At 61.3% G+C, this 13,432-nt stretch carries 11 protein-coding genes; 8 read left to right on the top strand and 3 right to left on the bottom strand.

What is annotated here, in order from left to right; translation table 11 throughout:
- Positions 1–28 precede the first annotated feature (28 nt).
- The 4 genes from ACIGEK_RS05120 to ACIGEK_RS05135 are packed head-to-tail and all read left to right on the top strand — an operon-like array spanning position 29 to position 3,542.
- Entirely contained in the window at positions 29–811 is a 783-nt protein-coding gene (locus ACIGEK_RS05120) for a sulfite exporter TauE/SafE family protein (protein WP_397492248.1), read from the top strand.
- Between the two features lie 9 nt (positions 812–820).
- Positions 821–1,621, top strand: coding sequence for a prolipoprotein diacylglyceryl transferase (lgt, locus tag ACIGEK_RS05125; protein WP_397492249.1), 801 nt, complete (start codon positions 821–823; stop codon positions 1,619–1,621).
- Positions 1,621–2,415 (top strand): thymidylate synthase, encoded by a 795-nt coding sequence (locus tag ACIGEK_RS05130; RefSeq protein ID WP_397492250.1) that lies wholly within the window; start codon positions 1,621–1,623, stop codon positions 2,413–2,415. Before lgt ends, ACIGEK_RS05130 begins: the two co-directional genes overlap by 1 nt.
- Before the next feature lie 59 nt (positions 2,416–2,474).
- Positions 2,475–3,542 carry a transporter substrate-binding domain-containing protein gene (locus tag ACIGEK_RS05135; RefSeq protein ID WP_397492251.1) on the top strand — a complete coding sequence of 356 codons (1,068 nt, stop codon included), beginning with the start codon at positions 2,475–2,477 and terminating at the stop codon, positions 3,540–3,542.
- Positions 3,543–3,551: 9 nt separating this feature from the next.
- Here the strand turns inward: ACIGEK_RS05135 and ACIGEK_RS05140 are convergent, their stop codons facing one another.
- Entirely contained in the window at positions 3,552–4,928 is a 1,377-nt protein-coding gene (locus tag ACIGEK_RS05140) for a DUF3482 domain-containing protein (RefSeq protein WP_397492252.1), read from the bottom strand.
- On the bottom strand, positions 4,921–6,294 hold the full coding sequence (locus ACIGEK_RS05145; protein ID WP_397492253.1) for a DUF2868 domain-containing protein: 1,374 nt from the start codon (positions 6,292–6,294) through the stop codon (positions 4,921–4,923). Before ACIGEK_RS05145 ends, ACIGEK_RS05140 begins: the two co-directional genes overlap by 8 nt.
- Before the next feature lie 201 nt (positions 6,295–6,495).
- On the opposite strand from ACIGEK_RS05145, the gene ACIGEK_RS05150 reads away from it, so the two are divergent.
- The 3 genes from ACIGEK_RS05150 to ACIGEK_RS05160 all read left to right on the top strand — a co-directional run bounded on the left by ACIGEK_RS05150 (position 6,496) and on the right by ACIGEK_RS05160 (position 9,058).
- On the top strand, positions 6,496–7,671 hold the full coding sequence (locus tag ACIGEK_RS05150; RefSeq protein WP_397492254.1) for a diguanylate cyclase: 1,176 nt from the start codon (positions 6,496–6,498) through the stop codon (positions 7,669–7,671).
- Positions 7,672–7,729: 58 nt separating this feature from the next.
- The gene (locus tag ACIGEK_RS05155) at positions 7,730–8,242 is read left to right on the top strand and encodes a dihydrofolate reductase (RefSeq protein ID WP_397492255.1); all 513 of its coding nucleotides are present in this window, start codon (positions 7,730–7,732) and stop codon (positions 8,240–8,242) included.
- Between the two features lie 168 nt (positions 8,243–8,410).
- Entirely contained in the window at positions 8,411–9,058 is a 648-nt protein-coding gene (locus tag ACIGEK_RS05160; protein ID WP_397492256.1) for a YitT family protein, read from the top strand.
- Between the two features lie 48 nt (positions 9,059–9,106).
- Here the strand turns inward: ACIGEK_RS05160 and ilvD are convergent, their stop codons facing one another.
- Entirely contained in the window at positions 9,107–10,954 is a 1,848-nt protein-coding gene (gene ilvD / locus ACIGEK_RS05165) for a dihydroxy-acid dehydratase (RefSeq protein WP_397492257.1), read from the bottom strand.
- A 438-nt stretch (positions 10,955–11,392) separates the two neighbouring features.
- Here ilvD and ACIGEK_RS05170 point away from each other — a divergent pair, with 438 nt between their 5' ends.
- Positions 11,393–13,423 carry a hemopexin repeat-containing protein gene (locus tag ACIGEK_RS05170; RefSeq protein ID WP_397492258.1) on the top strand — a complete coding sequence of 677 codons (2,031 nt, stop codon included), beginning with the start codon at positions 11,393–11,395 and terminating at the stop codon, positions 13,421–13,423.
- The last annotated feature ends 9 nt before the right edge of the window (positions 13,424–13,432 follow it).

Genomic DNA, 13,432 nt, shown 5'->3' on the forward strand with positions numbered 1-13,432 from the left:
CCATGCGTGATTGTTTGCGGGGGTGCTGATGGAACTGCTGCTGTATTTAGTCTTGGGGGCTGCTGCGGGAACCTTGGCCGGGTTATTTGGCGTGGGCGGCGGCATTATCATCGTGCCGGTGCTGGTGCTAAGTTTTGCTGCGCAAGGCGTCGATCCTTCAGTCTTGACGCATCTGGCCGTCGGCACCTCGTTGGCAACCATCATCTTTACCTCGATCAACTCAGTAATCGAGCATCACCGTAAAGGTGCCGTGCTGTGGCCGGTGTTTGCCTGGATGACCCTCGGCATCCTGCTCGGTGCAGCTATTGGTGCGAAGACCGCTGCAGCCATCCAGGGGCCGATGTTGCAGAAGATCATTGGCGTATTCGCGATCATCATTGCCGTGCAGATGGCCTTGGAACTGAAACCCAAAGCCAGTAGTACTGTCCCAGGCAAGCCTGGCCTGACTGTGGCCGGTATGGTGATTGGTTGGGCTTCGGCGATCTTCGGCATCGGCGGCGGTTCACTGACCGTGCCATTCCTGACCTGGCGCAGCGTGTCCATGCGTGAGGCGGTGGCGACGTCTTCGGCCTGCGGTTTGCCGATTGCTGTGGCCAGCGCCTTGAGTTTTATCTGGTTGGGTTGGCATAAACCTGAGCTGCCCGAGTGGAGTATGGGTTTTGTCTACTTGCCGGCGTTGGTCGGGATTGCCATTCCCAGCATGTTTTTTGCCCGAGTAGGTGCGCGTTTGGCACACAAGCTGTCGCCGCGTCTGCTCAAGCGTCTATTTGCCTTGCTGCTATTTAGCGTGGGCCTGAGCTTTCTGATTTGAGGAATTGAAATGCTGCCTTACCCGCAGATCGACCCTGTTGCACTGGCCCTTGGCCCGCTGAAAATTCATTGGTATGGCCTGATGTACCTGATCGGCATCGGTGGTGCGTGGCTGCTGGCTTCGCGCCGCTTGGAGCGGTTCGACTCAAGCTGGAACAAGGAAAAGCTCTCCGACCTAGTGTTCTGGGTGGCGATGGGGGTAATTCTCGGCGGGCGTCTGGGTTACGTGCTGTTCTATGACTTGGCGGCCTATATCGCTGAACCGATCCGCATGTTGCGTATATGGGAAGGCGGCATGTCGTTCCACGGCGGTTTGATCGGCGTGATGCTGGCTACCTGGTGGTTCGGTAAGCGCAACGGTAAGAGCTTTTTCGAGTTGATGGACTTTATCGCGCCGCTGGTACCGATTGGTCTGGGTGCTGGGCGCATCGGTAATTTCATCAACGCCGAGCTATGGGGCAAAGCCACTGACTTGCCTTGGGCAATGGTTTTCCCTACCGATCCGCAGCAACTGGCACGCCATCCATCGCAGCTGTATCAGTTCGCTCTGGAAGGCGTGGCGCTGTTCGTCATTCTCTGGTTCTACTCGCGCAAACCGCGCCCGACTATGGCGGTGTCCGGCATGTTCGCGGTGTGCTACGGGATTTTCCGTTTTATCGTCGAATTTGTTCGCGTGCCGGATGCCCAGCTCGGTTACCTGGCGGGCGGTTGGTTGACTATGGGCCAAGTACTCTGTGTGCCGATGATCCTCGCCGGCCTTGGTCTGATTACCTACGCCTACAAGCGTCAGGCTGCGCAGGAGGCCGTGTAATGCAGCAGTACCTTGACCTGATGCGCCTGGTGCGCGAGACCGGTACCTTCAAGAGTGACCGCACCGGCACCGGCACCTACAGCATCTTCGCCCACCAGATGCGCTTCAATCTGGCCGATGGCTTCCCGCTGGTGACCACTAAGAAGTGTCACCTGAAATCAATCATTCACGAGCTGCTGTGGTTTCTGCAGGGCGACACCAACATCAAGTACCTGAAGGATAACGGCGTACGTATCTGGGACGAGTGGGCCGACGAAAACGGCGACCTTGGCCCGGTGTACGGTTATCAATGGCGCAGCTGGCCGGCGCCGAACGGCGAGTCGATTGATCAGATCAGCAAGCTGATCGAAATGATCAAGAAGAACCCGGATTCACGCAGGCTAATCGTTTCAGCCTGGAATCCGGCACTGGTCGATCAGATGGCCCTGCCGCCGTGCCACACCATGTTCCAGTTCTATGTGGCAGACGGCAAACTCAGTTGCCAGTTGTACCAGCGCTCGGCGGATATTTTCCTCGGCGTACCGTTCAACATTGCCAGCTATGCCTTGCTGACCCTGATGGTGGCTCAAGTGTGTGGGCTGCAACCCGGCGACTTCGTCTGGACCGGTGGCGACTGCCACCTGTACGCCAACCATATTGAGCAGACCGACCTGCAGCTGACCCGCGAGCCGCTGCCGCTGCCGGTGATGAAGCTCAATCCCGAGGTGAAGGACATTCTGGCCTTCAAATTCGAGGACTTCGAGCTACTGGGTTATCAGGCGCATCCGCACATCAGTGCGCCAGTGGCGGTCTGATTCCCGGATGACGCGGCGGTTTTTGTTACCCTGAAGTTTTTTAGTTGGGGGAACAACGCATGCCGAGAGTCCTGATCGTCTTGTGGCTGATGCTGCTGGGGCTGAATGCCATGGCAGCAGAACCGAGCGAGCCAGTGCTGCGGGTGGGCATCACCGAGGTGCCGCCGTTCGTGATCAAGGAGCCGGATGGTAGCTGGCGCGGCATCAGCATCGACTTGTGGAATACGGTGGCCAGCACCGCGGGCTATCGTTTCGAACTGCTGCCCATGCCGTTCGAGCGTTTGCTGCCTAGCCTTGAAGACGGCAAGTTAGACGTGGTGGTTGGCGCGCTGACGATGACCGCCGAGCGTGAAGAACGCTTCGACTTTACCCACCCCTTCTATCGCACCGGCCTGGCTATTGGCGTGCTGCATGACGGTGAAAAAAGTGGCTGGATGGTGCTCAGAGGGTTGTTCTCCTGGCAGTTTCTTAGCCTGATTTTCGGTCTGGCAGCCTTATTGTTGCTGGTTGGCGCCTTGGTCTGGTTGTTCGAACGGCGCAATAACCATGAACAGTTTGGCGGTACGCCGGTGCAAGGCCTGGGCTCCAGCTTCTGGTGGGCAGCGGTCACCATGACCACTGTCGGTTATGGCGATAAAGCGCCAGTTACGCTCGGTGGGCGTTTGGTCGGGCTCGTGTGGATGTTTGCCGGTTTGATCATGGTGTCGACCTTTACTGCGGCCGTTGCCAGCATGCTGACTGTAGGTAACCTACAGGGTGGCATCCAGGGCCCGGAAGACTTGCGTCGTGCCCATGTGGCGAGCGTCGACAATACCTCTGGCGCGCTCTACCTGGAAAGTCAGCGCATTCGTCACAGTAATTATCCCAACCTGATTACCGCCATGCGCGCGGTACAGCAGGGCGAGGCGGAGGCGGTGGTGTATGACTTGCCGATCATGCAGTACCGCAATGGTGAGCTGAATCAAGGTGGTCTGCGTTTGCTGTCCGGTACGTTCGAGAACCAGTCCTATGCGTTTGCGCTGGCCAGTGGCAGCCCATATCGCGAACGCATCAACCTGGAGTTGCTGCGTGCGCTCGGCGAGGACGAGTGGGGCAAGGTGCAGCGACTGTATCTGGGTGAGCCCTGAACCAGGGGCTTATTCGTTGCTTAGCAGCGTGGCGGCCAGTGTGTTGAGTTGCATTTCCCGTTCGCTGTGCTGAAGTTGCGCGCCGGGGTTGAGCGATGACCATTCGGGGTGGGCGCGAGCTCTGTGCAGGGCATCCGGCAGCTTGCCTTCACGCCAGCTGGCGTCCTGCGGCGCGGCCAGGTTGATGGATTCGACGGCGGCATGGCCGCGCGCTTCCAGTGCTTGCAGCAGCAGTTGTTGGCGCAGGGCGAGTAGGCGCAGCACGGCGTCATCCACGGTCAGTTCGCGTTGGCCCTTGAGTTTGTCTTTTAAGCGCGAGCCGTAAGTGCGTAAGGTCTGCGCGCTGCCACCGATCAGCGCGCCGAGTGCGGCAGCCGCGCCAAGGGTAATGCCGCCCACCAGCAGATCGACTCCCAGGCCCGTAGCAGCGCCCGCCGCCATACCTCCGCCTACGTTGAGACCGAGTTGTTTGAGGGTTTCCGGGTTGAACAGGTCGTCGCCCCAGCGGCCGTCGAGTAATGGCAGGTCAGTGGCGTGCGCATCGTCCTGGCGGAAGGCATATAGACGCAGCAGGGCTTCCACGCAGCGTTGCTCGCGCTGGCGAATGGTTTGGTGCAGCTCGCGGATCGCGCCTTGCTCCAGCACCTGCTGTGCGGCCACGCTGCGTCGGCAGGCGGCGCAGTCCAGCAGCAGTTCGGCGATCAGCCGTGTACCGCTGCTGCGACGCCGTTGCCGTTGCGCCTGGTGATCGTCGATCAGCCTTTGCAGTTGTGGCCGCGCTTTTTCCAGCAGCAGCGCCAGGCTGTCATACAGGCGGCGTTCGCCATCCAGCGGCGGGGCCACGCTGTCGAAGCACACCAATGCATGCAGGCCCAGGCGAGCCAGGGCATCACGCCAGTCCTGTTCGCGGTGCTGGCTGCTGCTGACGAAATTCAGCACCGGTAGTAGCGGCCGGCCGCACATGCTCAGCGCGGCCAGCTCATCGCGGTATTTGGCCAGCACCGGCTCGCGGGCGTCGATCACATACAGGCCGGCATCGGATGCGAGCAGTTGGCGTAGCACCTTGGCTTCCTGTTCGAAACGCTGGCGCGCTTCGCTGCCTTCGAGAAAACGTGCCAGGCGGGCTGGGCCGTCCAGGCGTTCGCCGGGGCGATCCAGGCGTTCCAGATAATCGAGCAGGGCGATGGCATCTTCCAGTCCCGGCGTGTCGTACAGCTCCAGCAATGCCTGGCCGTCTACTGACAGGCGTGCACCTTCGACATGGCGGGTGGTGCTGGGGCGATGGGAGACTTCACCGAAGCCGACGTCACGGGTCAGCGTGCGCAGCAACGAGGTTTTGCCGACATTGGTATGGCCGACCACGGCCAGTTTTAGCGGTTTAGTCATGGCCATGCTCCAGCCAGCTGAGCGGCAGGCTATCGCTATGCTGCAGTTGCAGTTGATCCAGTGCACTGTGCCAGTCGCTCAAGCGCGCGCTGTCGAGGGCTTCGCCCGGCGCGGGTGGCAGCAGCCAGATACGTGTGCTGCCTGCTGTGCGTGCCAGCTCGCCGAGCAGCGCCAGGCTGCCTCGGTCTGGGGAGCGGCGTGGGTCACAGGCGATCAGCAGGCGCGCCGGGGGAAAGCGGCTGAGCTGGTCGAGCAGTTGTTTGCGTTGTTCGCGGCTGTCGATCACGCCGGCATTGCCGATGCTTTTGGGTAGCACGGGGGGCCAATTGCGCTGTGGGTCCAGCTCCACCCCCACAAGCAATGCGCCCTGACTATCGAAAGCGTTATGGCCTGCCAGGGGCTGATGCAGCTGTGTGGGCGCGGCATCGCATACGCCGAGGCGTTCGCTGCTCGGTTGCAGGCGCTCACGCAGCAGGCTGTAACCGGGCAAGTTGAGGTCCAGGCTCAGCGCGGCACAGCCACGTCGCCAGCGCCATAGGCAGAGCAGCAGTAGGCCGAGGCGTGGCAGCACGCCGTAGACCACCAGCACACCCACCAGCCAGCCAGCCCAGCTCAGTCGCGCGCTTTCGTTGGCCAGTGCGCTGTCGCCGCTGGCGCGGATCAGTTCGGCGTCCGGCAGGCTGAAGCCGAGTAGCGCCGGTAGGCTGCCGAGGGCTTGAGTGAGGGCGATGAAGCTATCGCCGCCGAGCAGGGTGCTTTCCCAAACAAAGCCGTAACGCCGAGTTGCCAGCAAGGCCAGTAGGGTCAGCAGTGCAGTGAGCAGGGTCAGTAGCCAGAAGCCGTGCGCGAGTATGCCTAGGCCCCAGCGGCTTAGGCGTTGGCGTTGCAGCATCAACAGTAATGCCGGCGCCAGCTGCGCCGCTTGGGCGTCGCGGGCGAGCTTGGCGCTCAGCCACAACCATAGATGCCCGAGTGCGCCGGCACTGTCACGGCTCAGCAGCAGACCCAGTGCCCAGCCGAGCAGCAGGATCAGATTGAGCCCAAGCAGGCTGCCCAGGGCCCAGAACACATTGACTGGGCGTAAGCCGTCGCCCAAGGCCGCCACAGCTAGACCGCTGCCGCTAAGAATGGATAGCAGTAAAAACAGCAGTCCGGCCAGGCGTGCGCCCTGCAACCAATGCTGCAGCGCCTGCACCTGTCCATCGCGTTCGCCCAGCAGCCAGGCGCGGGTCTGGATACGTTCGCTAAGTGCGTCGCCTTGTGCCTGTGCGCGGCGATTGGCCTCGCTGTCATCCAGGGGGCCGGCATGCTCCTCGCGTAGACGGATGGTTTCGCTTAGCCAGAGGCGATGCAGGCGGCTGGGCATAGGTTTCTCAAGTGAGCTCACACGGTGTTCCGTTAGCAAGTGGAAGGTCGAGGATAACCGCAGCGGTCTTTGAATGGCACGGCAGTGCGCGCGCGTACTCTTTTGCTCAGTCCAGCTAGTCTGGCCAGATGTCGCTACGGTTTCTGCCAATTCGAGCCATAGCGGCTGCACTGAGACATAACAATAAAAGCGAGTGCCATCGTGAATTTACCGCACCTGGAGTGGGTCAATCAGGACTCGCCGTACCTGCGTCAGCATCAGCAAGGCTTTCGCACACTTAGCTTCGACGGCGAGCTGGAGCAAGCGTTCAAGCGCTATCACGCCAACGTGTTTTTGCGGCGTATGCGCTGGTCGTTGCTGGTGGCGACGCTGCTCGCGCTGTTGTTTGTCCTGCTGGATGCGATCAATCTGCCGGACCCATTGCGCGGCCGGATACTCGCCCTGCGCCTGGGGGTGATTCAGCCGATGCTGCTTCTGGCCTGGCTGGCGACCTATCGGCCGGGCTTGCGTGATCACCTGCAGCTGATCGGCGGTATTGTGGCGTTGCTCTCCGGGCTGGCAGTGGCGGGCATTATCGGTCTGGCCCGTTATCACAGCTTTGCGTTGCCCTATGAGGGCATCATCCTCGTTACCGTGTTCTTCTACTTTCTCACCGGCCTGCGCTTTACTACCGCCGTGTTGTGCGGCTGGCTGACCTTCATCGCGTACCTGGCTGTGGAATTGAGCATCGGTCTGGCGGGCGAGATGCTGCTGAACAATGCCTTGTTTCTGGCCCTGGCCAATATCATCGGTTCGGTGGGCTGCTATTCCCTGGAATATGCCACGCGGCAGAATTTCCTTGCCCATGGCCTGCTGCAGGATCTGGCCGAGAAGGACTTCCTCACCGGGCTGCTCAATCGTCGCGCCTTTACCGAGCGTGCCGAGCGCAGCTGGCGTCAGGCGCAGCGGGAGAAGCAGGCCTTGGGCGTGGTGATGATGGATGTGGACTTCTTCAAACGCTACAACGATCACTACGGCCACGCCGCGGGTGATGAGGCACTGCGTCAGGTCGCCCGAGTGATTGGTGAGCATGCCCGGCGACCATTGGACTTTACGGCGCGTTATGGCGGTGAGGAGTTTGTGGGGATCTGGTTTGGCCTGGCGGAAGAGCAGCTGATGGCGATTCTGCAGGACATTCGCAGTGCCATCGAAGCCCTTGGTCTGGCTCATGCACATTCAGATGCCGCCGGTGTCGTCACGTTGAGCATCGGCATGGCCTACCTTACACCGCAGCCACATCAGAGCTTTGGCGATGCTTTGCGTCTGGCGGATGTGGCGCTGTACCTGGCGAAGGAACAGGGGCGTAACCGCGTGGTGGGTAAGCGTCAGGACGGTTGAGTGAACTGAACGGAGGGAAGGCTTCAATGATCGCAGCGCAGGCGGTATTCTCGCGGCTATGAAAAATTCACTTCCCCTTTGCATGATTGCTGCTCTCGCGGAGAACCGCGTGATCGGCCGCGATAACCAACTGCCCTGGCATCTGCCGGCGGATCTCAAGCACTTCAAGGCACTGACCTTGGGTAAGCCGATCATCATGGGTCGCAAGACCTGGGATTCTCTCGGCCGGCCCCTGCCAGGTCGTCTCAACCTAGTGGTTAGCCGCCAGCCAGGCTTGCAACTGGAGGGGGCGGAAGTGTTCGCCAGCCTGGACGCGGCGCTTGAGCGCGCCGACGCCTGGGCGCGCGAGGAAGACGCCGAGGAGTTGATGCTGATTGGCGGTGCGCAGTTGTACGAACTGGGCTTGGCCCAGGCCGAGCGTCTGTACCTGACTCGCGTTGGCATCAGCCCCCAGGGTGATGCCTACTTCCCCGAGGTCGCCGAGGCCGATTGGCACCTGTCGTCCGCTATCGAACATCCGGAAGGGCTGGAAACCCCCGGCTATGTGTTCGAGGTGTGGGACCGCAAATAGCCCGTTCGGGCTGAGTTTTTCAGTACTGCATTGATTTCCGCCAGGGTGGGCGCCGATAGGGCGTGCCACCCTGCGGGTCATTGTTGCGTAGCGTTAAAAGCATTTCAGGCGATGTCTTGCTGGCCGCTACGCTGTCTATTGCCGCTTGCCTTTTACAGGTTGTTCCCTATGCATGACGCTGATGCCGATCACGCCGAGCCGGATCGTATTGCCGCGATCTTTATTCGCCATCCACTCTGGGAAGACGGCCTGGCGCTGTTGCTGGGTACGGCCATGGTGGCCCTTGGCATTACCCTCTATAGCCAGGCCGGGTTGCTGACGGGTGGCACCGTTGGCTTAGCCTTTTTGATGAAGTACCTACTCGGTTGGCCGTTCGGTTTGGTGTTCTTTCTGATCAACCTGCCGTTTTATGCCTTGGCCATCTGGCGCATGGGCTGGCCGTTCACCCTGCGCACCTTCTGCGCGGTAGGCATGGTTTCTCTTCTGGCAGAGCTGACCCCGCATTGGATCGGTTTTACCCATCTGAATGTGGTCTATGCCGCGCTGTTCGGTGGTTTTGCCATGGGCCTGGGGTTGCTGATGCTGTTCCGCCACCGCGCCAGCCTCGGCGGGGTGAACATCCTCGCGCTATACCTGCAGGAGCGTTTCGGCCTGCGCGCGGGCAAGGTGCAGATGGGCATCGATGTGCTGATCGTGCTGGGGGCGGTGCTGGTCGTGCCGTTGGATAAAGTGGCACTGTCGATTCTCGGCGCGCTGGCGCTGAATATGGTGCTGGCGATCAATCACCGCGCCGGGCGCTACATGGGCGTCAGCTGAAAACAAAAGCCCGGCACTAGGCCGGGCTTTTGTTTGCTGCATGTTGGCTTACGGCACCAGCTTGTCCAGCAGGGCCTTGTCACGCACTGCGCCCTTGTCGGCGCTGGTGGCGAGCAGAGCGTAGGCCTTGAGTGCTGTGGTGACTTTGCGCGGGCGCACTTCCACCGGCTTCCAGCCTTTCTTGTCCTGTTCAACGCGGCGTGCGGCCAGCTCTTCATCGCTGATCAGCAGGTTGATCGAGCGCTCGTGGATGTTGATCAGGATCTTGTCGCCTTCGCGGACCAAACCGATGGCACCGCCGGCTGCGGCTTCCGGCGAGGCGTGGCCGATGGACAGGCCGGAGGTGCCACCGGAGAAACGGCCGTCGGTGAGCAGGGCGCAGGCTTTGCCCAGGCCTTTGGATTTCAGGTACGAGGTTGGGTAGAGCATTTCCTGCATGCCTGGGCCGCCTTTCGGGCCTTCGTAGCGGATGATGACGATGTCGCCTTCCTTCACTTCGTCGGCGAGGATGCCGCGCACGGCGCTGTCCTGGCTTTCGAAGATTTTCGCGGTGCCTTCGAATACATGGATGGACTCATCCACACCAGCGGTTTTCACAACACAGCCGTCGAGCGCGATGTTGCCGTAGAGCACGGCCAGGCCGCCTTCTTGCGAATACGCATGCTCGACGCTGCGGATACAGCCGTTTTCACGGTCGTCATCCACGGTGTCCCAGCGCGTGCTCTGGCTGAACGCAGTCTGGGTCGGGATGCCGGCTGGGCCTGCACGGAAGAACGTGTGCACGGCTTCATCATCGGTCAGGGTGATGTCCCACTTGGCGATGGCTTCGGCCATGGTGGCGCTGTGCACGGTCGGCAGGTCGGTGTGCAGTAGGCCGCCACGGGCCAGGGAGCCGAGAATGCTGAAGATACCGCCGGCGCGGTGCACGTCTTCCATGTGGTACTTCTGGATGTTCGGCGCGACTTTGCACAGCTGCGGTACTTTGCGTGACAGGCGATCGATGTCGCGCAGATCGAAATCGACTTCGCCTTCCTGAGCAGCGGCCAGCAGGTGGAGGATGGTATTGGTTGAACCACCCATGGCGATGTCGAGGGTCATGGCGTTTTCGAACGCCTTGAAGTTGGCGATGTTGCGCGGCAGGGCCGACTCGTCGCCATCCTGGTAGTAGCGTTTGCACAGCTCGACGGCGGTACGCCCGGCTTGCAGGAACAGCTGTTCGCGGTCGCTGTGGGTGGCCAGGGTCGAACCGTTGCCCGGCAGGGCCAGGCCCAGGGCTTCCATCAGGCAGTTCATCGAATTAGCGGTGAACATGCCGGAGCAGCTGCCGCAGGTCGGGCAGGCGCTGCGCTCGTATTCGGCGACTTTTTCGTCACTGGCCGTGTCGTCTGCGGCGATCACCATGGCGTCGACCAGGTCCAGGCCGTGGCTGGCCAGCTTGGTTTTGCCCGCTTCCATCGGCCCGCCGGAGACGAAGATCACCGGGATGTTCAGGCGCAGCGATGCCAGCAGCATGCCGGGGGTGATCTTGTCGCAGTTACTGATGCAGACGATGGCGTCGGCGCAGTGGGCGTTGACCATGTACTCCACGGAGTCGGCAATGATCTCGCGGCTTGGCAGCGAATAGAGCATGCCGTCGTGGCCCATGGCGATGCCGTCATCGACAGCGATGGTATTGAATTCTTTAGCCACGCCGCCGTGTTTTTCGATCTCGCGGGCGACCAGCTGGCCCATGTCCTTCAGGTGCACGTGGCCAGGTACGAACTGGGTGAAGGAGTTGGCAATGGCGATGATCGGCTTTTTGAAGTCTTCATCCTTCATCCCGGTGGCACGCCACAGGGCGCGGGCGCCGGCCATATTGCGGCCGTGGGTGGATGTCTTCGAGCGGTAATCAGGCATGGCGGTCAATCCTGCAAAGGCTAATCAGGTCACGCGTGCACAGGCACTGGTGCTGTGCGGGCAACGGGCTGTTGGTGCGTATGGTGAGCCGGGATCTGGCCCAAGGCAAACGCAAGTGTGCATTTACAGGGCTGGGGCGCTGCCTTGCGCGGGGTGGGCGCTGGCATGGCCGGGCTATAAGTCCGCCTAGGTGAGGCTGGAGAAGGCCGATTCTAATCGCAGGTGCCTCGGGGCGAAAGGCCAGGTGGTGGCGCAGTGCGCGCAGGGGCAAGCATTTTTGTGCGGGGGCGCGCGAAAGACCGCTCGGTCATCAAAGGTTCATCGGCACCGCCGCGGCTGTCATGTCTGCGCAATCAGGACGCGCTGGTATAGGCCAGCGCGAGACAAGCCTGCCGTCTGTCTCGGCCAACCTTATCTACAACAATCTAAGGAAGCGACATGACTGCAACGAAAACCGTGGGGGGCCTGTTGGCGCTTACCGCCGCCAGCTTACTGACCGCCCAGGCCGAAGCCGGCAACAACAAGGTGCTGTTCTTCGGCATCGATGGCTTTAAGGCCGATGCCATTGCAAGTGCGCACATGGTCAACCTGGAGCGTTTGATTGCCGATGGCGTGTACACCGACGGCGGTTGGGCACCGGATACCTCAATGAGTGGTCCCGGCTGGTCGACCCTATTTATGGGAGTGGAGCGCGACAAGCACGGGGTGCGTGACAACAGCTTTGCCGGCAAAAACTATGGCCAGTATCCGCACTTTCTCAGTCTGATCGAGCAGCGTAAACCGCAGCTGGTTACTGCCTATGCCTACAACTGGGGGCCCCTGTACAACCAGATGCAACCACAGGCTGACCTCAAGTTTGACGGCCCGGAAGCTAACGACCCAGTGTTGTTCGCCCAGGCCGAAGACTGGCTGCGCAACCGTGCCGACCTCGATGTGCTCAGCACCTATTTCTATGGCGTCGACGAGGCTGGCCACGGCTATGGCTTTCATTCCGATACGCCACAGTACATCCAGGCCATGGACCGTGCCGACGCCGAGCTTGGTCGGCTTTTGCAGGCCATTGAGGCGCGGCCCAGCTACGCCGAGGAAAACTGGCTGATTATCGTAAGCACGGACCACGGTGGCTCCAGCACCGGGCATGGAGGCAACCGCCCGGAGCACCGTAAGGTCGCGGTGGTAATGAGCGGCGCCGGGATTCCGGCACTGGGGCGCAACACGCTGCGTGAACCGCTGCGCCAGGTCGATGTGCTGCCGACGCTGTTCGAGCACCTAGGGGTGTCGACTCAGGGGATGGACCTCGACGGCCGCTCGCGGCTACACCCACAAGCCCGCACATTCGCCTTCGGTCAGAACCTTCTGGGCAACCCGGGCGCCGAGTACGGTGTGGCCCACAGCGACCTCAACTATGACCCTGACATCGCCGGTTGGATCAAGGGTGGCCTACAGACGGTGATGCACTACGGTGCGCGCGCTGAGCTGCCGAGTGGCCAGGGGCAGTTGTTCGTTGGTCAGGGCAAGGGTTCGCTGACTCAGCGCATCGAACTGCCGGCCGACGCCGCCGGGCGACCGTTCCTGCTCAATGCGCAACTGGGCGCCAGCGCAGGCAGCCGCCATGACGCTCGGGTACTGTTGCGTTTTCGCAGCGAGCAGAAACGCAGTTCGCTGTACTGGAATGACGACACTGGGTATTTCTTCGCCGGTGATCAGTACTACCGCTATAACTACCGCAGCGACCGTGTCGACCCGGGTTATCCCAAGCCGATTGCCGGCAATTGGATCGGTCTCGATGGCTTCGCCGGCGGCGCCCGCGATATCGATGCGGCGTTCAACGCCGGCAACGGTAAGGCCTACTTCTTCAAGGGCGAGCAGTATGTGCGCTTCGATATCGCCAATGATCGGGTCGACAGTGGCTACCCGAAGCCAATCGTAGGTAACTGGCCGGGGCTTGAGCGTCTGGCGGGTGGCGCGCGCGACCTCGACGGTGTGCTTGAGGTCAACGGTTCCAAGCTGTATTTCTTCAAGGACGGCGAGTATGTGCGCTATAACTTGAGTCTGGGCGACAAAGCTGACAAGAACTATCCGCTGAGCCTCTCCGGAGCTACCTGGTCCGGGGTGCAGCAGTGGCCGCTGGGCATCGGTGCGGCGGTCAAGCGCAACAGTGGCGTGGCTTATCTGTTCAATGGCGGCGAATACATCCGCTACAACCTGATTACCGATAAGGCCGAGAGCGGCTACCCCAAGGCGGTGACCGCCAGCACCTGGCCCGGGCTAGATGCGTTCCGCGACGGCGGGCGTTTTTTCGCCACTGTGCCGTTGAGTACTGCCGAGCGGGACGGCCAGTTGCTCAGCCGTGAGCTCTACGGCAGCGTGCCGGCCGGGGCGACTTCGGTGGAAGTAGAGTTGCGCTTCGAGACGTCGGGCAGTAACGGCTTTCCCTTCGCCGATGAACTCAGCCTGCGGATCTACTGAGACGAGGCC

Source organism: Pseudomonas sp. NPDC079086 (assembly GCF_044542155.1).
Classification (GTDB): Bacteria; Pseudomonadota; Gammaproteobacteria; order Pseudomonadales; family Pseudomonadaceae; genus Aquipseudomonas.